At 74.5% G+C, this 21,750-nt stretch carries 18 protein-coding genes, 1 tRNA gene and 1 riboswitch; of the genes, 8 read left to right on the plus strand and 11 right to left on the minus strand.

The genetic code is table 11. From position 1 onward, the window contains the following. Positions 1-94: 94 nt before the first annotated feature. From ACIP60_RS05220 to ACIP60_RS05240, 5 genes are all read right to left on the minus strand, one after another. Positions 95-745 carry an IclR family transcriptional regulator gene (locus tag ACIP60_RS05220; RefSeq protein WP_014135981.1) on the minus strand — a complete coding sequence of 217 codons (651 nt, stop codon included), beginning with the start codon at positions 743-745 and terminating at the stop codon, positions 95-97. Between the two features lie 389 nt (positions 746-1,134). After that, positions 1,135-1,512: a DUF2752 domain-containing protein gene (locus ACIP60_RS05225; RefSeq protein ID WP_400681523.1), complete on the minus strand. Its 378-nt coding sequence runs from the start codon at positions 1,510-1,512 to the stop codon at positions 1,135-1,137. A 100-nt stretch (positions 1,513-1,612) separates the two neighbouring features. Then, the gene (locus ACIP60_RS05230; RefSeq protein ID WP_400680225.1) at positions 1,613-1,849 is read right to left on the minus strand and encodes a TM2 domain-containing protein; all 237 of its coding nucleotides are present in this window, start codon (positions 1,847-1,849) and stop codon (positions 1,613-1,615) included. Positions 1,850-2,041: 192 nt separating this feature from the next. Further along, positions 2,042-3,865 carry a DEAD/DEAH box helicase gene (locus ACIP60_RS05235; protein ID WP_400681525.1) on the minus strand — a complete coding sequence of 608 codons (1,824 nt, stop codon included), beginning with the start codon at positions 3,863-3,865 and terminating at the stop codon, positions 2,042-2,044. Between the two features lie 251 nt (positions 3,866-4,116). Beyond that, positions 4,117-5,022: an RNA polymerase sigma factor gene (locus ACIP60_RS05240; protein ID WP_400680228.1), complete on the minus strand. Its 906-nt coding sequence runs from the start codon at positions 5,020-5,022 to the stop codon at positions 4,117-4,119. Positions 5,023-5,282: 260 nt separating this feature from the next. On the opposite strand from ACIP60_RS05240, the gene ACIP60_RS05245 reads away from it, so the two are divergent. Continuing rightward, a complete protein-coding gene (locus tag ACIP60_RS05245) occupies positions 5,283-5,771 on the plus strand; it encodes an SsgA family sporulation/cell division regulator (protein ID WP_400680231.1) in 489 nt (162 codons plus the stop codon). 31 nt (positions 5,772-5,802) lie between these two features. Here the strand turns inward: ACIP60_RS05245 and ACIP60_RS05250 are convergent, their stop codons facing one another. Both ACIP60_RS05250 and ACIP60_RS05255 read right to left on the minus strand, forming a co-directional pair. Continuing rightward, positions 5,803-6,423 (minus strand): class F sortase, encoded by a 621-nt coding sequence (locus tag ACIP60_RS05250; RefSeq protein ID WP_400680233.1) that lies wholly within the window; start codon positions 6,421-6,423, stop codon positions 5,803-5,805. A gap of 101 nt (positions 6,424-6,524) precedes the next feature. Further along, entirely contained in the window at positions 6,525-9,080 is a 2,556-nt protein-coding gene (locus ACIP60_RS05255) for a phosphatidylglycerol lysyltransferase domain-containing protein (protein WP_400680236.1), read from the minus strand. A 291-nt stretch (positions 9,081-9,371) separates the two neighbouring features. Between ACIP60_RS05255 and ACIP60_RS05260 the strand changes: the two genes are divergently transcribed. Continuing rightward, the gene (locus tag ACIP60_RS05260; RefSeq protein ID WP_400680238.1) at positions 9,372-10,679 is read left to right on the plus strand and encodes a hypothetical protein; all 1,308 of its coding nucleotides are present in this window, start codon (positions 9,372-9,374) and stop codon (positions 10,677-10,679) included. A gap of 106 nt (positions 10,680-10,785) precedes the next feature. On the opposite strand, the gene ACIP60_RS05265 is transcribed toward ACIP60_RS05260, so the two are convergent. Both ACIP60_RS05265 and ACIP60_RS05270 read right to left on the minus strand, forming a co-directional pair. After that, on the minus strand, positions 10,786-12,234 hold the full coding sequence (locus ACIP60_RS05265) for an MFS transporter (protein ID WP_400680240.1): 1,449 nt from the start codon (positions 12,232-12,234) through the stop codon (positions 10,786-10,788). Positions 12,235-12,384: 150 nt separating this feature from the next. Continuing rightward, complete coding sequence (locus ACIP60_RS05270; RefSeq protein WP_400680241.1) at positions 12,385-12,699, minus strand: DMT family transporter; 315 nt, start codon at positions 12,697-12,699, stop codon at positions 12,385-12,387. 34 nt (positions 12,700-12,733) lie between these two features. Then, positions 12,734-12,801: riboswitch (guanidine-III (ykkC-III) riboswitch) on the minus strand. A 294-nt stretch (positions 12,802-13,095) separates the two neighbouring features. Between ACIP60_RS05270 and ACIP60_RS05275 the strand changes: the two genes are divergently transcribed. Both ACIP60_RS05275 and ACIP60_RS05280 read left to right on the plus strand, forming a co-directional pair. Further along, positions 13,096-13,170 (plus strand) — tRNA-Cys (locus ACIP60_RS05275). Positions 13,171-13,319: 149 nt separating this feature from the next. Next, positions 13,320-14,039 (plus strand): DUF427 domain-containing protein, encoded by a 720-nt coding sequence (locus tag ACIP60_RS05280; protein ID WP_400680243.1) that lies wholly within the window; start codon positions 13,320-13,322, stop codon positions 14,037-14,039. Positions 14,040-14,142: 103 nt separating this feature from the next. Here ACIP60_RS05280 and ACIP60_RS05285 read toward each other — a convergent pair whose 3' ends face one another. Then, positions 14,143-15,816 carry a beta-1,3-glucanase family protein gene (locus ACIP60_RS05285; protein ID WP_400680245.1) on the minus strand — a complete coding sequence of 558 codons (1,674 nt, stop codon included), beginning with the start codon at positions 15,814-15,816 and terminating at the stop codon, positions 14,143-14,145. 201 nt (positions 15,817-16,017) lie between these two features. Then, positions 16,018-17,307 carry a ricin-type beta-trefoil lectin domain protein gene (locus ACIP60_RS05290; RefSeq protein WP_400680246.1) on the minus strand — a complete coding sequence of 430 codons (1,290 nt, stop codon included), beginning with the start codon at positions 17,305-17,307 and terminating at the stop codon, positions 16,018-16,020. Between the two features lie 386 nt (positions 17,308-17,693). On the opposite strand from ACIP60_RS05290, the gene argB reads away from it, so the two are divergent. The 4 genes from argB to ACIP60_RS05310 all read left to right on the plus strand — a co-directional run bounded on the left by argB (position 17,694) and on the right by ACIP60_RS05310 (position 21,537). After that, entirely contained in the window at positions 17,694-18,605 is a 912-nt protein-coding gene (gene argB, locus ACIP60_RS05295) for an acetylglutamate kinase (RefSeq protein ID WP_400681528.1), read from the plus strand. A 150-nt stretch (positions 18,606-18,755) separates the two neighbouring features. Beyond that, entirely contained in the window at positions 18,756-20,123 is a 1,368-nt protein-coding gene (locus ACIP60_RS05300; protein ID WP_400680249.1) for a lysine N(6)-hydroxylase/L-ornithine N(5)-oxygenase family protein, read from the plus strand. A 101-nt stretch (positions 20,124-20,224) separates the two neighbouring features. Next, on the plus strand, positions 20,225-20,470 hold the full coding sequence (locus tag ACIP60_RS05305) for a phosphopantetheine-binding protein (protein WP_400680251.1): 246 nt from the start codon (positions 20,225-20,227) through the stop codon (positions 20,468-20,470). A 71-nt stretch (positions 20,471-20,541) separates the two neighbouring features. Next, positions 20,542-21,537 (plus strand): ABC transporter substrate-binding protein, encoded by a 996-nt coding sequence (locus tag ACIP60_RS05310; protein WP_400680253.1) that lies wholly within the window; start codon positions 20,542-20,544, stop codon positions 21,535-21,537. Positions 21,538-21,750 lie beyond the last annotated feature (213 nt).

Here is a 21,750-nt window from a genome sequence, read left to right on the forward strand (position 1 = left end):
CCCCGCATCCAAACACACCGCGCGGCCCGGTACGGACGGCCGCGCGGATTGGGGCCGGTCACGCGGATCGGAGCCGGGACCGGGACCGGCGGGTTCAGCGCAGTGCGTCGGCGACCTCGGTGGCGGCCTCGATCACCCGCGGGCCGACCCGCTCCGGGACGAGGCCGTTGAGCATCACCACGCCGACGCTGCCCTCGATGCCGCTGAGGCCGATCAGCGCGGCGGCGGCCCCGCTGGCCCCGGACTGCTCCTCGGCCCGGGTGATCACGCAGCCCTGCTCGGGGCGGCGCTGGCCGGGGAAGCTGCGGGCCTCCAGGATGGCCCGGCCGGCCGCGCTCTCGGAGAGCGGGTGGCGCAGGCCGGTGCGGTAGGCGACGTGGAAGTCCGTCCAGGTCGGTTCGACCACGGCGACGGCCAGCGCCTCGTTGCCGTCGACCAGGGTGAGGTGGGCGGTGGCGCCCAGGTCCTCGGCGAGCGAGCGCAGCGCGGGCAGCGCGGCCTCGCGCAGCAGCGGGTGGACCCGGTGGGCGAGCCGGAGCACGCCGAGGCCGACCCGGGCCCGGCCGCCGATGTCCCGGCGGACCAGTCCGTGCTGTTCCAGGGTGGCGAGCAGGCGGTAGACCACCGTCCGGTTGACGGCCAGCCGGGCGGCCAGCTCGGTCACCGTCAGCCCGCGCTCGGAGTCGGCGAGCAGTTTCAGTACCCGGACACCCCTGTCCAGGGTTTGGGAAGTCTCAGCAGTCACGAGGCGCCAGGTCCTTTCCGCGGCAAGTCCGACCCTACGACACAACTGCCGTGGGCCGCACCGGAATTGGTCGCGCGCAGGAAGGGTGTCCGGCGCGGGAGTCCGACCTCGGCGACGTCGACGGGGCGCGGGGCTCCGCGGTACCCGTCCGAACCGGTGGGTGGGGTCCGGACGAGTGTGGGGAGACGCTAATGAACGGGGACGCCCGGTGGAAGTGGTTGTCCAAAATTCGGGCAGCATCGATGAAAAGTCGTGATGAAAAATCGGATAAGGCGCCCATAACTCGCGCCGCAAGCGCTCAAGCGTCCGCTATCTGTGCGCCGCCGGGTCGAGCGCACCGCCGGTCGGGCCGTCCGGCCGGGGCGCCCCGGCCGGACGGCCCGGAGCGCTCAGAGCAGGTTGCGGCCGACCGTCCAGAGCGCGGCGACCGCGAGCAGCGCGGCCACCGCGCGCGGTCCCGTCCGCAGCCGCCAGTGGCGCCCGGCCAGCCCGTGCCGCAGCCGCACCGCGAACCAGGCGGCGACGAACGGCAGGGTCAGCAGCAGCGCGGCGTTGTCGTGCCAGGCGGCGGCGAGGTCGCCGTGCAGCAGGTCGTACGCCATCCGGGTGCCGCCGCAGCCGGGGCACTGGAGGCCGGTCAGGCGGCGCCAGGGGCAGAACGGCAGCAGCTGGCCCGGCCGGTGCGGGTCGCGCGAGGAGAGGTACGCCGCGCCGGCCGAGCCGGCGGCGAGCAGGCCGAGCGGGGCGGCCGCGGGGTGGCGCAGCAGGGCCGCGAGGCGGCGCGGGCCGGTGAACGGCCGCCGGCCGGCGCCCCCGTCGCGGTCGTCCGCGGGGTGGGGGGGCCGGCCGGCCGGTTCGGTGGGCACGTCAGGGGCGCAGCAGGCGGCCCTGCGCGTCGGTGCGGGTGTCGCTGACCAGGAAGATGATGCCGTCGATCAGCGCCCAGAAGCCGAGGCCGCCGCAGGTGAGCAGCTGGGCGACGCCGATGCCGACGTGGCCGGTGTAGAAGCGGCCGATGCCGAAGCTGCCGAGGAAGATCTGCAGCAGGCCGGCGACGAGCTTCGACTTGTCGGACAGCGGGGGGTTCTGGGCGGGGTTCGCCACGGTGGTGCTCCTCAGGGGAATGCGCGGGCCGGCCCGCCGCGTGGGCGGCGGCGTCGGCAGGTGTGACCGCATGCCGGGGCGTCCCCATGCATGGCGTCCCCCCAGCACCGGCATGTGGAAGATTAGCGGATCATGTGATCACATGTCTCCACACTTTCTTTGCCAAGTGTTGAAGGTGTGGCTGACGCCCCGTCAAGCCTGGTTGGCCCACTCCCGGATCCGGCCGATCCGCGCCTTGAGCTGGTTGGCGGTGGCCTGCGCGGTGAGCGGGCCGCCGCACTGGCGGCGCAGCTCGTTGTGGATGGTGCCGTGCGGCTGGTCGGTGCGGTGGTGCCAGGCGGCGACCAGCGCGTTCAGCTCCTTGCGCAGTTCGCGCAGCTCCTGGTGGGTGACCACGGGCCGTTCGTCGGCGGGGAGTTCCAGCAGGTCGGCCTCCTCGGCGGGCTTGGTCTTGGAGCGCTGGATCTGCCGGTGCTGGCGCTTCTGCAGCAGCATCTGCACCTGGTCGGGTTCGAGCAGGCCCGGGATGCCGAGGTAGTCCTCCTCCTCCTCGCTGCCGGGGTGCGCCTGCATGCCGAACTCCATGGCGTTGTACAGCACCCGGTCGAAGACCGCGTCGCTGCCCAGCGCCTCGTAGGAGAACTCCTCCGTCCCGGTGTCCGCCCCGTCGTTGGCCTTCTCGGCCTCGGCGAGCAGCCGGTCCTCCTCGTCGAACAGGCCCTCGCCCTCCTTCTTCGGGCGGTCCAGGACGTGGTCGCGCTGGAGCTCCATCTCGTTGGCGAAGCCGAGCAGCATCGGGATGGTCGGCAGGAAGACCGAGGCGGTCTCGCCGCGCTTGCGGGCGCGCACGAAGCGGCCGACGGCCTGGGCGAAGAACAGCGGGGTGGAGATCGAGGTGGCGTACACGCCGACGCAGAGCCGGGGCACGTCGACGCCCTCGGAGACCATCCGGACCGCGACCATCCAGCGCGAGGTGCCCTCGGCGTAGTCGGAGATCCGCTGGGACGCCTCGGCCTCGTCGGAGAGCACCAGGGTGACCTTCTCGCCGGTGATCTCGCGCAGCAGCTTGGCGTACGCGCGGGCCACCGTCTGGTCGGTGGCGATCACCAGGCCGCCGGCGTCCGGGATGCCCTTGCGGACCTCGGTCAGCCGCCGGTCGGCGGCCTGGAGCACGGCCGGGATCCACTCGCCCTGCGGGGAGAGCGCGGTGCGCCAGGCCTGGGCGATCAGGTCCTTGGTCATCGGCTCGCCGAGCCGGGCCTCCAGCTCGTCGCCGGCCTTGGTGCGCCAGCGCATGTTGCCGGAGTAGCTGAGGAAGATCACCGGCCGGACCACGTGGTCGGCCAGCGCGTGCCCGTAGCCGTAGGTGTAGTCGGCGACCGACTTGCGCAGGCCGTCGCTGCCGGCCTCGTACTGGACGAACGGGATCGGGTTGGTGTCGGAGCGGAACGGGGTGCCGGTGAGGGCGAGCCGCCGGGTGGCCGGTTCGAACGCCTCGAAGCAGGCCTCGCCCCAGGACTTGGAGTCGCCGGCGTGGTGGATCTCGTCCATGATCACCAGCGTCTTGCGGGCCTCGGTCCGGTTGCGGTGCAGCATCGGGTTCACGCCGACGCCCGCGTACGTGATCACGATGCCCTGGTAGTCCTTGGACAGCGGGCCCGAGGAGTACGCCGGGTCGAGCCGGATCCCTATCCGGGCGGCGGCCTCGGCCCACTGCTTCTTCAGGTGCTCGGTGGGCGCGACCACGGTGACCTGCTGCACCAGGTGGTTGTGCAGCAGGTAGGACGCCAGGGTCAGGGCGAAGGTGGTCTTGCCGGCGCCCGGGGTGGCGACCGCCAGGAAGTCCCGGGGCTGCTTCTCGATGTACGAGTCCAGCGCGCCCTGCTGCCAGGCCCGCAGGCGGCCGGCGGTGCCCCAGGGGGCGCGGCCCGGGAAGGCCGGGGAGAGGTGCGCGGCGGCGGCGGTGCCGCTCGGGCGGGGGTGGGCGCTGTCGGCGTGCGAGAACAGCGGGGACATCGCGGAGGAGGCGGCGGTAGTCACGGTCTCCGAACGGGGTCGTCGCAGGTCAGGGCCCATGTGCGGCCCTTCCCCCGCGGGCGGCGGGCGGTCGTGGAACCTGCCCAGCCTAGCCCCTCCCGACACCCGGACGGCCGCCGCGGCACGCCCCTGTGGCGCGCGTCCCAGGATGATCGTCGGCTTGTCACCGGACCTTCACCGGGCCGGGCCGCCCGCCCGGGGCGGTCGCCTCCCCCGCCCCCGCGCGCCCCTCACGGCCGCCCGTCGGCGGGCGGCGGCCGGTCCGGCGCCCAGCCGGGGGCCGGCCGGCCGGAGGCGTCGCGCGGCACGGCCCGGACAGTGAACCGGTCGTCCTTCTCGCCGGCGACCCGCTGGCGCACCTCGCAGGCCGCCGCCGCGGCCACCGCCTCCGCCCGCCGCTCCGCGCCGTCGAACGGGGCGAGCAGCAGCCCGGCCAGCAGCGCCACCGCGCTGCCCGCCAGCGCGGCCAGCCGCAGGTTGACCCGGCGCAGCAGCGCCAGCCGGCCCCGGCAGTCGGCGCAGCCCGCCAGGTGCCGCTGGACCCTCCGCCCGGCCCGGCCGCGGGCCTGGCCGGCCAGCGCCGCCCAGTGCCCGGCGCAGCCGGGGTCGCGCGGGTCGCCGGGGTAGGCCCGCAGGTAGGCGAGCCGCAGCCCCTCGCGGGCGCGGTGCAGCAGGACGGCGGCGGCGCCGCGGCCCACCCCGAGCCGGGCGCCGACCTCGCCGGGCGGCAGTCCCTCGACCTCGGCGAGCCACAGCGCGCGGGCCCAGCGTTCGGGCAGTTGGGCGAGCAGTCCGCGCATCCGGTCGGTCTCGGCCACCCGGGGCGCCGGGTCGGCGGACGCCGCGCCGGCCGGTTCGGGCAGCACGCCGACGGCCCGCTCGCGCACCGGCGCGGCCGCCAGGTGCCGGACGGTGGCGGCCAGGTAGGCCCGCGGGTCCTCGATCCGGTGCCCGGCGGCGATCCGCCGCCACACCCGCAGGTGCGCCTCGGCCACCAGGTCCTCGGCCCGCCAGCGGTCGCCCCCGGTCAGGCCGCCGGCGTACCGCAGCAGGCCGGGGTGGTGGCGCCGGTACAGCTCGGTGTACGCGGCGAGCGGGGCACGCTCGGCCGTCCGTGCGCGTTCCTCGATGGTCACGGCCCTCCCCTGAGGTCGCCGGACGGGGGTTCGTGGGGGCCCGCGCGGCTCCCGCGATCCTGCCCGGGCGGCCCGCCCCTGCCCATGGGGTGGCCGCGCCGTTGACCCGGAATGCCCGGATTGGTCCGCCGTGGTGTGACGCAGATCACTTCGGGGAAGTGGGAAACCGGTGTAATCCCCGCCGCCCTTCCTGACTCTTCACCACCAGGGGGCGGCACCGGTCGCACCCGCACCAGCACGCACCCTCGGGAGGAACCGCCGTGTCCGCAGCGCCCGCACCGGTCGAGCAGACCACGCACGCCCGGCTGATCGTCAGCACCCACCGCTCCGCGCTGCTGCGGGTCACCCTGCGCTACCGGGCCGAGGACCCGCTGGCGGTCCGGATGGTCTTCCCCACCGAGTACGCCCTGGACCCGGCCGACCCGGACGGCACCCCGCTGGACCTGCCCGCGCTGCCGGTCGGGCCGCCCACGGCGGCCGGGCCCGCCGAGGGGGTCGAGTGGGTGTTCGCCCGCCAGCTGCTCGCCTCCGGGATCGACCTGCCCAGCGGCGAGGGCGACGTCCACATCCGCCCCGCGCTCGGCGCCCGCACCGTGGTCGAGCTGCGCTCCCCCGAGGGCGTCGCGCTGCTCCAGTTCGACCGCGTCGAGCTGCGCCGCTTCCTGTGGCACAGCTACCTCGCGGTGCCCGAGGGCCAGGAGCTGAGCCACCTGGACTGCGACCGGGCGCTCGCCGAGCTGCTGGCCTGACCGGCCGGGACGGCCCCGGCCGGGCCCGCGCTCAGGCCCGCCGGGTGCGGACCAGGTGCGCGTACACCACCACGTTCCCGTCGTAGCCGCCCGCCCGGGTGAAGCCCCCGCCGCAGGTGATCAGCCGCAGCTGGGCGTCCGGGGTGGCCGCGTACACCTTGCGGTCGGGGAAGTCGCTCTTCGGGTAGACCTCCACCCCGTCGACCTGGAACCAGGCGCCGGCCCCGTCCGCCCGGGCCACCTCCAGCTGGTCGCCCTTGTGCAGCGAGCCCAGCCGGTAGAACACCGCCGGGCCGTGCGCGTTGTCGACGTGCCCGGCCAGCACCGCCGTCCCGCTCGACCCGGGCGCGGCGCCGTCCCGGTACCAGCCGGCCAGGTTGCGGTCCTCCTCCGGCGGCGGTTGCAGCCGGCCCTCGCCGTCCAGCCCGAGCCGGGCCACCGGCGCGTCCACCCCGAGCACCGGGATCCGGACCCGTACCGGCGGCGAGGGCGGCAGCGCGGGGACGGCCGGGCCGACCGGGGTGCCGTCGTACGCCTGCGCGGCGACCGGGGCCGGCGGCAGGGTGCCGGTCAGGCCGCCGTTCAGCAGCCACGCGCCCGCCAGGACGGCCCCCGAGGCGGCCACCGCGCCCGTCCACGTCCGCTCGCCCACCGCACGCCCTCCGTCCGCCAGCGACTCCGGCCCCGACCCGCCCAGTTCACCCGGCGGCCCGGGTTCGGGCACCCGGTGGGTTCTGTCCGGGTGACCCGCCGTCAGCGGGTGCGGTCGCCCCGCCGCAGCCGGGGCCTGGTCAGGAAGCCCTCCGCCAGCGCGTTGGCCAGGCCGATCGCGGGCAGCTCGGAGGGCTTCTCGTACAGCACGTAGCGCGGCTCCCAGGCCGGCCGGTAGCGCGCGTTCGCCCGGTACAGCGACTCCAGCTGCCACCAGCGGGACAGGAAGCGCAGCACCCCGCGCCACAGCCGCAGCACCGGCCCGGCGCCCATCCGCGGCTCGAACGCCTCGCGGAACATGGCGAAGTTCAGCGACACCCTGGCCACCCCGAACTCCCCCGCGCGGCGCAGCAGTTCGGCGACGGTGTACTCGACCAGGCCGTTGTCGGACTCCCGGTCGCGGCGCATCAGGTCAAGCGAGAGCCCGTCCGCGCCCCAGGGGACGAACGACAGCAGCGCGGCCGTCCGCCCGGCCTCGTCGCGGCACTCGGCGAGCAGGCAGTCGCCGTCCGCGGGGTCGCCGAGCCGGCCCAGCGCCATCGAGAAGCCGCGTTCGGTGCGGCCGTGCCGCCAGGCGTCGGCGAGCCGGACCAGACCGGCGAACTCCTCGGGCGGGACGTCCCGGTGCCGGCGGACCACCACGGTGTACCCGGCCCGGGCCAGTCGGCGGCAGGTCTGCCGCAGGCCGCGCATCTCCCGGCCGTCCAGGGTGAAGCCGGCCGCGGCGACCACCGCCTCGTCGCCCAGGTGCAGCGCGCGCAGCCCGGCCGTCCGGACGTACACCGTGCCGGCGCGCTCGTCGGCGCCGGTGACGGCGGGGATCCAGGCGTGCGCGCGGGCCCGGCGCAGCCACTCCTCGATCGCCTGCGGCCAGGCCTCCGGGTCGCCGACCGGGTCGCCGGAGGCCAGCGCCACCCCGTTGACCACCCGGTAGGCGACGGCGGCCTTGCCGCTGGGCGAGAAGCACACCGCCTTGTCGCGGCGCAGCGCGAAGTAGCCGAGCGAGTCGCGCCCGCCGTGCCGCTCCAGCAGGTCGCGCAGCGCCCGTTCGTCCTCCGGGCGCCGCCCCTCGGTGCCGCGCGGGGAGCGCAGCAGGATCCGCAGGGTGAGCAGCAGCAGGGCGGTGGCCAGCAGGTTGAGGCCGAGGTCGAGCCAGCCCGGCACGTCCACGTCGGTGACCTCGACCACGCCGGAGACGGTGACCAGCCGCAGCACCGCGTACCGGGCCGCCGCGCCCCAGCCGGGCACCGCGCCGGTGTGCGCCAGCCGGACGGCGACCGCGCCCAGGCCGGTCAGCAGCGCCCCGCCGAGCAGCAGCACGGCGGCGGCCAGCGACAGGTTGCCCCGCCCGCCGCGCACCCGGAACACCGGCCGGGCCGCCAGCAGGGCCAGCAGCAGCGCCACGGTGAGCCCGGTGGAGACCTGGTTGAACGGGTGGGCGCGGTACTCGGGGAAGGCCAGCGCCACCGCGTAGACGGCGGCGTGCCCGGCGCTGAGCGCCAGCGCGGCGATCCAGGCGGCCCGCTTGCGGCGGCGCAGCATGACCGCGAGCAGCCCAGCCAGCAGCGCGGTGGTGAAGCCGGAGGTGACCAGCACGGGGGTGAAGTACTCGCCCCGGTCGGCCCGCTCGACCTGGGCCCGGAACGGGGCGACCACCGCGCCGAGCAGGTTCAGCAGGGTGGCGATCCGCAGGTACCAGCGGGCCGCCGCGGCGCAGCGCAGCCGCCAGGGCGCGGGCGGGCGCCCGACGGGCGGCTCGGCCGGCCGCCCGGCCTGCCGCCCGACCGGCTCCGGAGCGGTCGGGGCCGCCGGGACGGCCCGGGCCTCCGGGCTCTCCGGGTTCTCCGGGCTCTCCGGGTCGGCGTCGGGGGTGCCGGCCACCAGGTCGTACGCGGCGGTCTTGGCGGCGACCAGGCGACGGTGGATCCGGTCCTCGCGGCGCTCGGCGCGGGCCAGTCGGCGGGGGCGGGAGCGGTAGCGCCAGCGGGCCCACGGGCTGGCGGGGCGGGCCAGCCGGACGGCGCCGACCAGGGCCAGCGGCCAGAGCATGATGCCCAGCAGCCCGGTCCAGGTCTTGCCCTTGAGCAGGGTGACCACGACCAGCGCGAGCAGCACGGACGCCCCGGCCAGGGTCGGCCCGTCGGGGTGCCGGGCGAAGCCGCCGAGCGGGAGTTCGCCGAGCAGCAGCAGCCCGATCGTCACGACGGCCAGCACCACGGCGTCCACCGAGGTGCGGCCCTGGGTGGACCAGTAGACGTCCTTGAGGTGCAGGACCAGCGCGAACTCGTCCAGCACCAGGCCCGCGCCGACGCCGAACCCGAAGCCGAGCAGGTTCCACCAGGCGCCGCCGTCCCCGCGCACCGCGAACGCGGCCACCCCGCACACCAGCAGCAGGGTCTGGCCGAACACCACGTGGTGGATGTGCAGCCCGCCCGGGGCGACGTTGCCCGGCCACCAGCGGACCCGGGCCCGGATCAGCCGGGTGCTGAGCCGGATGAACAGGAACGACAGCACCAGGCCGAGCAGCAGCAGGAACAGCGGCTCCCGTCCGGTGTCGACGATCCGGTCGCGGTAGGCGTCGATCAGCGACTGCCACATCGGCGGGTGGGACCTCCGTGTCTGCGGGCGGGCGGTGCCGCCCTCGGCCGCTCCTGACGTCCAGTCAACTCTCCGGCGGCGCCGAGGCCCCGGTCCGGTGCTCCGAACAGGTGAGCGCCCCGGCGTGGCGTCCCCCGGTCATCCGTACCCGGGGCGTGCTTACCGGCGCGATGTCCGGACGCGTGCCATGCTGAGCCCGACTCCCCCGGACGACGCATCTCGTCATTTCATCTGATGATCCGTTACTCCGGTCGGTGCCTCCCCTTACTCCCTGGTGAACGGATGTGAGACATGGACGCCCTCTCCCGCAGGACGCTGCTGGCCGCCGGTGCGGCGACCGCCGCCACCCTCGCCGCCGGCTGCGCGAGCTCCTCCGGGAACGGGGGCGCCGCCCCGCCGGCGCAGGCCGACGGCCTCGCCGCGAACGGCAGCCCCAGTGCCGTCCCCAAGCCCCCCGCCACCCTGATCGGCGACGGCTCCACCTCCGACACCGGACCGCAGCCCAACCAGCCCCAGGCCGTCCCGCTGGAGCCCGGCCAGCGGCCCCCGCAGTTCGTGGTCTTCTCCTGGGACGGCGCCGGCGAGCTCGACAACCAGCTGTTCAGCCGGTTCCGGAAGCTCGCCAAGGAACACGACGCCACCATGACCTTCTTCCTCAGCGGCATCTACACCCTGCCCGAGTCGAAGAAGACGCTCTACCACCCCCCGCAGCACTCGATCGGCGCCTCCGACATCGGCTACCTCAGCGACCAGCACATCCGCGCCACCATCGAGCAGGTCAGCGCGGCCTGGCTGGAGGGCCACGAGATCGGCACCCACTTCAACGGCCACTTCTGCGGCGCCAACGGCGGCGGGAAGTGGTCCCCCGAGGACTGGGACAGCGAGATCCAGCAGGCCATGGACTTCGTCATGAACTGGCGCACCAACACCGGCAACACCGACCTGCCCGCGCTGCCCTTCGACTACCGCAAGGAGCTGATCGGCGGCCGCACCCCCTGTCTGGAGGGCCAGCGCGGCCTGCTCCCCACCGCCGTCAAGCGCGGCTGGAAGTACGACAGCTCCGGCCCCGGCGGCCTCCAGATGTGGCCGCAGAAGTTCGCCGGCGGCGCGCTGTGGGACATGCCGCTGCAGTCCATCCCGTTCCCCGGGCACAGCTTCCAGGTGCTCTCGATGGACTACAACATCATGTACAACCAGTCCGGCGACAACACCAAGGGCGACCCCGGCAAGCAGGCGTCCTGGCAGAACCAGGCCCGCGACTCGTACCTGGCCGGCTTCGACCGCGCCTACAACGGCAACCGGGCGCCGTTCATCATCGGCAACCACTTCGAGCAGTGGAACGGCGGCATCTACATGAACGCCGTCGAGGAGACGCTCAAGCAGATCGCCGACAAGCCGGAGGTCCGGATGGTCTCCTTCCGGCAGCTCGTCGAATGGCTGGAGGTCCAGGACCCGGCGGTGCTCAAGAAGCTCCAGGCCCTCGCCCCCGGGCAGGCCCCGGCCGGCGGCTGGAACGCCTACCTCGGCGGCTCCGGGTCCGGCGGCCCGGCGGGCGGCGCGGCGTCCCCGTCCGTCCCGGCGGTGACGGGCGGCAAGTAGGCCCCCGGCCCCGCGTTCCCCTCCGGCCGGACCCCGGTGCTCCTCGACCGGGGCCCGGCCGGAGCGCTGCCCGGCCGACCCCCTCCGTCACCCCCTCGGCTCCCCGTCAGGACTTCCCGGCCGCCGTCGCCCGCCCCGAGAGCGCCGCGCCGGCCAGGGCCACCAGCGGCATGGTCAGGAACACCGCGGCGAACGCCCCCGCCGGCAGCGACGCCCCGCCGTGGGCCGCCGCGCCGACCGCGCCGCCGCCCAGGGCCGCGAAGAGCACCCCGGCCAGGCCGGTCAGCAGGACGTTGCCCAGTGCGTCGCTGAGTTGCAGGGCGGCCGAGTTGCCGCCGGTCTCCTCCGGCCTGGACAGCTTCATCATCAGCACGCTGATGCTGGCGATCGCCAGGCCCATCCCGGCGCCGCCGACCGCCCAGAACGCGGCCGTCACCCAGACCGGCACCGCCGGGAACAGCACCAGCGCCGCCCCGCCGATCGCCACCGCCGTCGACACGAAGCCGATCCGGATCAGCGCCGCCCGGTGCCGGTCCGCGCCCGGCCGGCCCTGCAGCCAGGAGCCGAACGCCCAGGACAGCCCGCCGGGCGCCAGCGTCAGACCCGCCAGCGTCACCGACAGCCCGCGCTGGGTCTGCATCATCAGCGGGATGAACAGCTCGGAGGCGAAGAACGCGCCCGCCGCGACCCCGCGCAGCAGGATCACCGTCGGCAGCCCGCGCGCCGCCAGCAGCGTGCCGCGCGGCAGCAGCCGCAGCACCGCCGGGCCCATCAGCGCGACCCCGGCCGCGGCCGGCAGCACGGCCCACCCGTCCAGCCGCTGGCCCGCGTACTGCAGCAGCGCCGCGCCGAGCGCGACCATCGCCGCGTCCCCGGTCCGCCGCCAGTCGTACGGGGCGACCCGGCGCGGCGGCCGGGACCGCTCCGAGCGGCGCAGCGCCGGGCCCATCACGGCGAGCGGCGGCAGCACCAGCACCGGCACGGCGAGGAACACCCAGCGCCAGCCGAGGTGCTGGGTGACCGCGCCGGAGATCACCGGGCCCAGGATCGAGGGCAGCACCCAGGCCGCCGAGAAGGCCGCGAACACGGCCGGCCGCAGCCGCTCCGGGAACGCCCGGCCGACCACCACGTACAGCGCGACGATCACCAGCCCGCCGCCCAGGCCCTGGACCGCCCGGCCGGCGACGAACATCCACATGTTCACCGCCGTGCCGGCCGTGACCAGCCCGGCGGCGAACACCGCGATGCCGCTGAACAGCGGGGCGATCGGGCCGCCGCGGTCGCACCACTGCCCGGAGACCACCAGGGCCAGCAGCGTGGTGGTGAAGTACGCGGAGAACGCGAAGGCGTACAGGCCGATGCCGTCGAGCTGCTGGGCGGCGGTCGGCATCGCGGTGTTGACCGCCGTGGCCTCGAAGGCCAGCAGCAGCACCACCGACACGATGCCGAGGGTCAGCGCCCGCCAGGGGCCGCTGAGCACCCCGCCGGTGCCGTCGTCGTCGGGGTGGAGGGGGTGCGCGGGTGCTGCCGTCTCGGCCGGGGAGGTGCTGGTCACCTCGACATGGTAAGTGCCGTGGCCGCGTTTCGATCCTGACCTGCGGGCGGAACGGGGCCTCCGTCCGACGGCCTAGGACCACCCCGCCGGCCTGTCAGTACCGGTCTGTCGGCGCCGGCCTGTCAGTACCGGCCTGTCAGTACCGGTCCGTCAGTGCAGCGCCTTGAGCCCGACCACGCCGGACAGGATCAGCACCAGGCAGGTGATCCGGGCCGCGCTCACCGCGTCCCCCAGCGCCACCATCCCGTACACCGCGGTGCCCAGCGCGCCGATGCCCACCCAGACCGCGTACCCCGTCCCCAGCGGGATGCTCCGCATCGCGTACGCCAACCCGCCCATCGACAGCGCCAGCGCCACCACGAACACCGTGCCCGGCACCAGCCGGGAGAACCCCTTGGACGCCTCCAGTGCCACCGCCCACACGGTCTCCAGCACTCCGGCGACGATCAGAACGACCCAGGCCATGACGACAGACTCCTCCGCAGTAGTCGAACCACCTACCGCGCCGTCTTGTCGTGCCGGGTACGACGCACCTCGTCCGGGACGCGCCGCGAACGGCCGCCTCACCATCGACGGTAGCACGGCGGCGACACACGGAATTCATGAACGGATATTGACTCCGCCCCGCTTCCGCCCGCTATAGTGAATTCACCGGAGCGAAGGAACGAGCCGGTGCGAACCCGCTGGACGACAGGAGATGGCGATGAACAGGAAGACGGTGGCCCTCGCAGCGCCCCGCACCTGTGCCCCCTGTCCGGGTCGCACGCGTTCCTGTCGTCGCGGCCGCTGTTGCGCCTGATTCGCAACCTCCCTGTCCCGCGGGCTCGTTGACGCCCGCGCGTGCTCACCCGCCCCACCCCTGACCATGTGCCCGAGTGGCTGAGGGAACCGCCTGCAAAGCGGTTTACACGGGTTCGATTCCCGTCATGGTCTCCACGCACTCCATCCGCGATTCACCGGCCGCCCGTCGTTCCCGCGCGGGCGGCCGGTGAATTCCACGCCGTTTTCCGGCTTTTCCCTTTCCCTCTTCCTTTCCTTTTCGACCGCCCGGAAATTCTCCCGCCGGCCCGGCCGTTGTACCGGTCATGCCCTCCAGTGACCGCACCGTGCCGCGGGTCGAGCCCTGCGGCAAACGCATCCGCACCTACCTCGGCGGGCTGGCGGTGGCCGACACCACCCGCGCCCTGCTGGTCTGGGAACGCCCGCAGTACCCCGTCCACTACGTCCCGGCCGCCGACGTCCGCACCGACCTGCTGACCCCGGCCGCCCGGGCCGCCGACCGTTCCGCACTCGGCGACGCGCTGGTCTTCGACCTCGCCGCGAACGGCCGCACCGCCGCCCGCGCCGTCCGCCAGTACCCCGACTCCCCCGCCGAGGCGCTCCGCGACCACCTGCGCTTCGACTGGGCGGCGATGGACGCCTGGTACGAGGAGGACGAGCAGGTCTTCACCCACGCCCGCTCCCCGTACACCCGGATCGACATCCTGGCGTCCTCCCGCACCGTCCGGGTCGAACTCGACGGCACCCTGCTGGCGCTCTCCCGCTCCCCGCGGCTGCTCTTCGAGACCGGCCTGCCCACCCGCTACTACCTCGCCCCCACCGACCTGGTCCTCCCGCTCTTCGAACCGGGCACCCGCACCACCCACTGCCCCTACAAGGGCGCCGCCGACCACCTGTCCGTCCGGATCGGCGGCACCCTCCACCCGGACGTCGCCTGGACGTACCCCACCCCGTTCGCCGAATCGCAGAAGATCGCCGGCCTGGTCGCCTTCTACGACAACCGGGTCACCCTGCACGTCGACTGAGCGCCCCTGCGGGCACGACGACGGCGGGGGGGGGGGGGGGGGGGGGGGGGGGGGGCCGCCCCCCCCCCCCCCCCCCCCCCCCCCCCCCCCGCTGCTCCGGGCGTCAGGAGAACTTGAACCAGTTGAGGTTGACGAAGTCGGCGGGCTGGCCGCTGCTGAAGGTCAGGTAGACCGTCTGGGACCCGGTGATCCGGCTCAGGTCGGCCGGGACGGTCGTCCAGGTCTGCCAGCCGCCGGTGTTGCCGACGGCGAAGCTGCCGACCGGGGTCGCGGTGGGGCTGCCCAGGCGGACCTGGACCAGGCCGCTGACGCCGGCCGCCGCGCCGGAGGCGACCCGGGCGTCGATCCGGGTGGCGCCGGCGGAGCCGAAGTCCAGCGAGTAGCGCAGCCAGTCGCCGTTGGACAGCCAGCCGACGTCCGTGCCGCCGCCGGTGTCGGAGCACGTCTCGGTCTGGGCGCCGGACTGCGCGGTGTACGACTCGGCCTGCACGGTGGCGAACGCGCTGCCGCCCCCGCTCGGCGGCGGGGTGGTGCTGCCGCCACCGCCGCCCGCCAGGCCGCCGACGGTGATCACCCAGCGGGTGGGGCTGCCGGACTGCACCTTGCCCTCGAAGTCGACGCCCGCCGGGTGGACGTCGTCGTACGGGAAGGCGTAGCCGAGGCCGTCGGGCGTGGTGGAGTGCAGGATCCGGGCGTAGTGGTTGGTGCGGGCCTGGGTGTAGAACGCGGCCGGGTTCTCGCCGGTGGGCTGGTTGGCGTTGCTGAGCAGCGTGGTGCGGTTGAACGCGGCGGCCAGCCGGGCGCTCAGGTTGCCCATCAGGTCGTTGCCGGTGGTGAACGGCGCGTCGCTGCAGGAGAAGATCGCCAGCGTGGACGGCTTGGCGAAGGACCCGGCGCCGGGGAAGGTGAGCGTGTTGCCGCTGACCCGGCCGGTGAACGCGCCCCAGGTGTACTGGGTGTCGATCCGCAGGTCGGTGCTCGCGTACTTGCTCCACACCTGGTCGACGTAGGGCTCGAAGTACCCGCTGAACAGGGCGCTGTTGCCGCGGATCGCCAGGTTCGGGGCGAGCACCCGCAGGTCGCCGCCGCCGCGGTTGACGACCAGCTTGCTCCAGTCCGAGCCGTCGGCGGAGGACTGGGCGCGCAGCGCGGACGCGACCCGGGCCAGGCCGTCGGAGGGCAGGCCGCGCACCGTCTGGGTGGCGCCGCCGGAGACCTCCAGCTGGAAGGCGATCGGCAGGCAGACCATGTCGACGAAGGTGATGTTGCCGAACAACTGGTCGTTGTTGAAGGTGAATTCGCAGAAGTCGTGCCGGACGTCGATGTTCGGGTCGCTCGGGTTGACCACCGAGGGCAGGGCCAGGCCGCCGCCGCGGTTCATCAGGAAGGTCAGCTTGGCGCCGACCGAGAAGTAGATCCGTCCGCTGTCCAGGTGCGGCAGCGTCACCCGGCGCGGCGCGGCCCCCGAGGCGTTCAGCGCGATCGCGCAGTCCACGCCCAGCGGGGTCTGGTCGTTGGCCGGGTTCGGCGGGTGGTACAGGCTGGAGCCGTTGGACTGGAGGAAGGCCCAGCCGCCGCCGGCCGCCGGGTCGCGGCCGACCACGTAGGCGTAGACGGTGTTGTTGCCGGTGGTGTTGGCGAGGTCGAGCGCCAGGGTCGCCGGGGTCTGCGCCTGGGCCTCGCCGCCGCCGAACGCCAGGTAGCCGGCGGGCAGGGCGAGGGTGGCGGCGGCCAGCAGGGTGCGGCGGGAGAGCTTCGCCGGGGGGCGGTGCGTCATGGCGTGGGGGAGTCCTCTCGGGCGGGGGGAGGGGAGGAAGGGACGCGCGGGTGGTGCGGTGCGGAGGTGCGGTGAGGGGCGCGGCCGGCCGGCGGTAGGTGCCGGACGCGGCCGGCCGCGCGGGGAAGGGGCCGGTGGGGGACGGCCCGTGGTCGGGTGCCGGGGCGCCGGCGAGCGGACCGGGTCAGGGCTGACCGGGCGTCAGCCGAGCGTCCACTTCTGTGCGGCGGAGCCGTTGCAGGTCCACAGCTGGAGCCGGGTGCCGTCGGCGGCGGAGCCGTTCGGGGAGTCCAGGCACTTGCCGGAGCCGGGGTTGAGGAAGTCGTTGCCGGAGCGGTGCGTCCACTGCTGGGCACTGGTGCCGTTGCAGGTGTAGAGCTGGATCGCCGCGCCGTCGTTGTGGGAGGCGGCGGCGACGTCCAGGCACTTGCCGAGGGCGCGGACGGTGCCGTCGCTGCCGACGGTCCACTGCTGGGCGGCGGCGCCGGTGCAGTTGTGCAGTTGGACGGGGGTGCTGTCGGCGCTGGAGCCGCCCGCCACGTCCGCGCACATGCCGCCGGGGCCGGTGATCCGGCCGGTGTAGGTGCCGCCGGTGCTGCCGCCCCAGGTGGTGGTGTGCACGTAGTCGACGGTCATGGTCTGCGGATAGGTGGAGGAGCCGTCGGGGTTGCCGGGCCAGTCGCCGCCGACCGCGAGGTTGAGGATCACGAAGAACGGGTGGTCGAAGACCCAGCGGTTGCCGCCGAGGTCGGCGGGGGTGCGGGTCTGGTAGGCGGTGCCGTCCACGGACCAGGTGATGGCGGTGGGGCTCCAGTCGACGGCGAAGGTGTGGAAGGCGTCGGCGAAGGACTGCCCGCCGGGCAGGCTGTACGGGGCGCCGATGCCGCCCGCGCCGGAGTAGCCGGGGCCGTGGATGGTGCCGTGCACGGTGCCCGGTTCGCGGCCGATGTTCTCCATGACGTCGAGCTCGCCGCTGGTGGGCCAGCCCGCGGTGGAGAGGTCGTTGCCGAGCATCCAGAAGGCGGGCCAGATGCCCTGCCCGCGCGGGATCTTGATCCGGGACTCGAAGTGCCCGTACGCCTGGGTGAAGGTGCGGGCGGTGTTCAGCCGGGCCGAGGTGTACTGGCAGGTGCCGTACCAACAGGACAGGCCCGGGTCGGAGTTGCGCTTGGCGGTGATCACCAGGTGGCCCTGGCCGTCCAGCGCGGCGTTCGCGGCGCCCGCCGTGTAGTACTGCAACTCGTGGTTGCCGTTGCCCGAACCGCCGGTCTCCAGCGTCCACTTGGCGGGGTCGACGGCCGAGCCGGCCGGTCCGTCGAAGTCGTCGCCCCAGCTGCCGGCGGCCACCGGGGCGGCGGCCGGGGCGACGGCGGCGGCCCGGGCGGCACCGGTGGGGGAGGTGCCGAACGGTGCGGCGGCCACCAGGGCGGTGGCGACGAGGAGCACGAATCCGCCGAGGGACCAACGGCGCGTGCGGGTGGCAGCAGCCATGGAGGAATCCTTTGTCTGAGAGCGCTCTCTGCGGCGGGGCGCCTCCGCCGGTTGGCCTGAATCGTACGGACGGGATATCGGCATGGCAACGTCAAAGAACGGCCGATTTTCCCGAGCTCCGGCGGTAACTGGCGTTCATGACTTGGAGGCTGATGCCGGTTGGCCGGACAGAGACCCGTGAGAGCGCTCTCTCGGGGGTGACGGGTGCTTCGCCGAGGCGTGCTGGGCAGCGGTCCGGACGACATGTAAGGTAACCCTTGCCTAACTGACCGGGGTGGCGCTAGGAGCGTGGGAGGCGAGCGGTGGCCGGACTGTGCGCGGAGTCGTCGGACTCGGGGAAGGACTCGGGACCGAGGCCCGGACGGGGTCCGGAGCCGGGCCCCGACCTGCTGTCCTGCCTGGCCGGCCTGCGGGCCCACCGGGGCGCGACCGTGGTGCTGAAGTTCGGCGGGAACGCCATGGTGGACCGGGAGTTGAAGGCGTCCTTCGCCCGCTCCGTGGTACTGCTGCGGTACGCCGGACTGCGCCCGGTGGTGGTGCACGGCGGCGGCCCGCAGATCGACGCGCACCTGAGCCGGATCGGCGTGAGCGCGCCGTTCGCGGGCGGCCTGCGGGTCACCACGCCCGAGGTGATGGACGAGGTCCGGATGGTGCTGGCCGGACGGGTGCAGCGCGAACTGGTCGGCCTGCTCAACGCGCAGGGCCCGTTCGCCGTCGGCCTGACCGGCGAGGACGCCGGCACCCTGGCGGCGGTCCGCCGCTGGGGCCGGGCGGACGGGCGGCGGGTCGACCTGGGCCGGGTCGGCGAGGTCGCCGAGGTGCGCACCGGGCTGCTAGACGCCCTGCTCGCGGACGGCCGGATCCCGGTGCTCTCCTCGATCGCCCCCGCCGCCGACCGCTCCGACGGCGCCGTCTACAACGTGAACGCCGACACGGCCGCCGCGGCGGTGGCCGGGGCGCTCGGCGCGCGGGCGCTGCTGATGCTCACCGACGTGCCCGGCCTGTACCGGAGTTGGCCCCCGCAGGGCGGCCCGATCGGGCAGCTGACGGCCGGTGAGCTGGCCCGGATGCTGCCCGGGCTGGCGGGTGGCATGGTGCCCAAGATGACGGCCTGTCTGGCGGCGCTGCGCGCCGGGGTCGGCGAGGTGCGGGTGCTGGACGGGCGGGAGCCCGACGCGGTGCTGCGGGCGTTCGGCCCGGCCGCGCCCGGCACCCGGGTGGTCCGCGGCCCGGAGGCGGGCGCGGGGGCGGTCGCCGGCGCGGGTTCGGACGCGGGCGCGGTGCTCGCCGGCCGGTAGCCCGCGGGCAAAGGCGCTGGCCGCGGCGCGGACTGAACTTGACTCAGCCGCCCGCGGTAAGAGAAGTTAGGCAAGCCTTACCAAAGTAAAAAGGGGGTGCGGGTCCACCCGCCCCCACCGCACCGGTACCGGGAAGAGGGAAGGACGCGCATGTCGCTGGAGAACGAGGCGGTCCGCACGGACGGGGATGTCGACGACCTGGTCGGCATAGGCTTCGGCCCCGCCAACCTCGCCCTCGCGATCGCGGTCGACGACCACAACCGGTCCGCCGGCGAACCCCCGCTGCGGGCCAGCTTCCTGGAGCGCCAGGAGGGCTTCGGCTGGCACCGGGGCATGCTGCTGGACGGCGCGACCATGCAGGTCTCCTTCCTCAAGGACCTGGTCACCCAGCGCGACCCGCGCAGCCGCTTCACCTTCCTGTCCTACCTCCAGGAGCGCGGCCGGCTCGCCGACTTCATCAACCTGAAGACCTTCTACCCGACCCGGCTGGAGTTCCACGACTACTTCGAGTGGTGCGCCGCCGAGTTCGCCGACCGGGTCGGCTACGCCCGCACCGTCACCGGCATCCGCCCGGTCACCGGGCCCGACGGCCGCACCGAGCAGGTCGAGGTGGTCTCCGAGGCCCTCGGCGGTGGCGACCGCCGGGTGCGGCCCGCCCGCAACATCGCGGTCGGCACCGGCCTCACCCCCCGGCTGCCCGAGGGCGTCCGCACCGGCGCGCACCTCTGGCACACCCGCGACCTGCTGCTGCGCGCACCGGAGTTGGCGCAGCGCCCGCTCAAGCACCGGCGGATCGCCGTGGTCGGCGCCGGGCAGTCCGCCGCCGAGGCCGTCGAGTTCCTGCACCGCACCTTCCCCGAGGCGGAGGTCTGCGCCGTCCTCACCCGGTACGGCTACAGCCCCGCCGACGACAGCCCGTTCGCCAACCGGATCTTCGACCCGTCGGCCGTGGACGAGTTCTACGCCGCGCCCGAGACCGCCAAGCGGACCCTGCTGGCCCAGCACGCCAACACCAACTACTCGGTGGTGGACGGCGAGCTGATCGAGGCGCTGTACCGCACCGCGTACCAGGAGAAGGTCGCCGGGCACGAGCGCCTGCGGATCCTGAACGCCACCCGGCTGACCGCCGCCGAGGAGGGCCCCGACGGCGCCCGGGCGCACGTCCGCTCGCTGACCACCGGCCGCGAGCAGGTCCTGGAGTGCGACGCGGTGGTGCTCGCCACCGGGTACACCCACGTCGACCCGCGCGAACTGCTCGGCGAGCAGCTCGCCGCCGCCTGCCGCACCGACGAGCAGGGCCGGCTGCGGGTCGACCGCGACCACCGGGTGCTCACCGACGACCGCCTCGACGTCGGCATCTACCTCCAGGGCGGCACCGAGCACACCCACGGCATCACCTCCTCGCTGCTCTCCACGCTGGCCGTGCGCTCCGGCGAGATCCGCGACTCGATGCTGCTGCGCCGGGCCGGCCGCGACCTGCGGGCCCGCGGCGCCGCGACCGCCGCCGCCACGGCCTGAGCCCGGCCGCGCCCGCGCGCCGCCGGGGCCCGCACCGCGCGCCGCCCCGGCCCGGCCGGCCCACCCCGACCCCGCGTCACCTCCGGAACGGACCCCACGACATGACCGCCCCCGCCGGCTTCGACCCCGACACGCTGCGCGCCGAGATCGCCGACCTGCTCGGCGAGCGCCCCGAGGACATCCACGACGAGGACGACCTGCGCGACCTCGGCCTGGACTCGATGCGGGTGATGCACCTGGTCGAGACCTGGCGCGCCCGCGGCGCCCGGGTCGAGTTCGCCGACCTGGCCGACCTCGGCACCGCGCCCACCCTGCTGGCCTGGTCCGCGTACCTGACCCGTACCTGACCCGCGCCCGCGCACCGTCCACCGCCCGCAGCGCACGACCCGCCGCCCGTACCACCCCCGCTAGGAGAACCATGAACACCCGCGCCCTGACCTCCCGCACCGCCAGAGCGCTCGCCGCGGCCGCCGCCGTCGCGCTCGCCGCCACGGCCTGCGGCTCCAGCGGCGACGGCGGCGGCAAGGACGCCGCCCCGAGCGGCGGCGCCGTCAACAGCGCCGGCCCGGTCACCGTCGAGGCCACCAACGGCAAGATCACCGTCCCGGCGGGCGTCAAGCGGATCGTCAGCATCTCGTACGCCACCGGCGCGCTGCTCGACCTGGGCGTGCAGCCGGTCGGCACCAGCACCATCGACGAGAACAACCCGATGGAGCTGCTGCCCTCGCAGACCGAGGCCGCCAAGAAGATCGAGCCGATCGGCTCCGGCATCGAGATCAACATCGAGAAGGTCGCCTCGCTGCGCCCGGACCTGATCGTCGTCGAGGGCGCCACCGCGTTCGACTGGGGCGTCAGCAAGCTCGAAGGCATCGCCCCCACCCTGTACTTCGGCATCGACAAGCCGGTCGACCTGCTGAACGCGCAGGAGAAGATCGCCACCGCGGTCGGCAAGGAGGCGGAGTTCAAGAAGCTGAAGTCCGACTACGACACCAAGGCCGCGAAGATCAAGACCGACTACGCGGACAAGCTCAACTCGACCAAGTGGACCATCGCCTCCTCCTACGGCGGCGGCGAGTTCCTGGTCGACACCGCCAGCTCCTGGGTCGGCCGGGTGCTGGCCGACGCGGGCGCCACGTTCTCCCAGGCGTCCGCCGACACCACCGACCACGAGGTCACCTACTCGGTGGAGAAGCTCGACGTGCTCGCCGACGCCGACATCATCCTGATCCCGAGGACGGCCGCCACCGGCGAGGTCCCGCAGGACACCAAGGACCTGGACAAGCAGCCGTCCTGGCAGAACCTCAAGGCGGTCAAGGCCGGCAAGGTCGTCCCGCTGACGTACGCCACCACCGACCGCTACGGCACCTCGATCGACGTCCTCGACCAGATCGAGACCATCCTCAAGGGCCAGTAGCCCCCGCGCAGTCGGGCGGGCCGCTTGCGGCAGCGGCCCGCCCGACGCGTTCCCCGCACCACCACCCCTCGCGCGAGCACCCCGTACGGGCAGCCCCCGCGCGGGCACCCCTCGCACGAGCACGACGCACGAGCACGACGCACGAGCACGACGCACGAGCACCACGCCGCGGCCCCGGCCCGCGCCCACACCGGGCCCGGCGGCCGCCGACAC

Source organism: Kitasatospora sp. NPDC088783 (genome assembly GCF_044750705.1).
Lineage (GTDB): Bacteria > Actinomycetota > Actinomycetes > Streptomycetales > Streptomycetaceae > Kitasatospora > Kitasatospora fiedleri.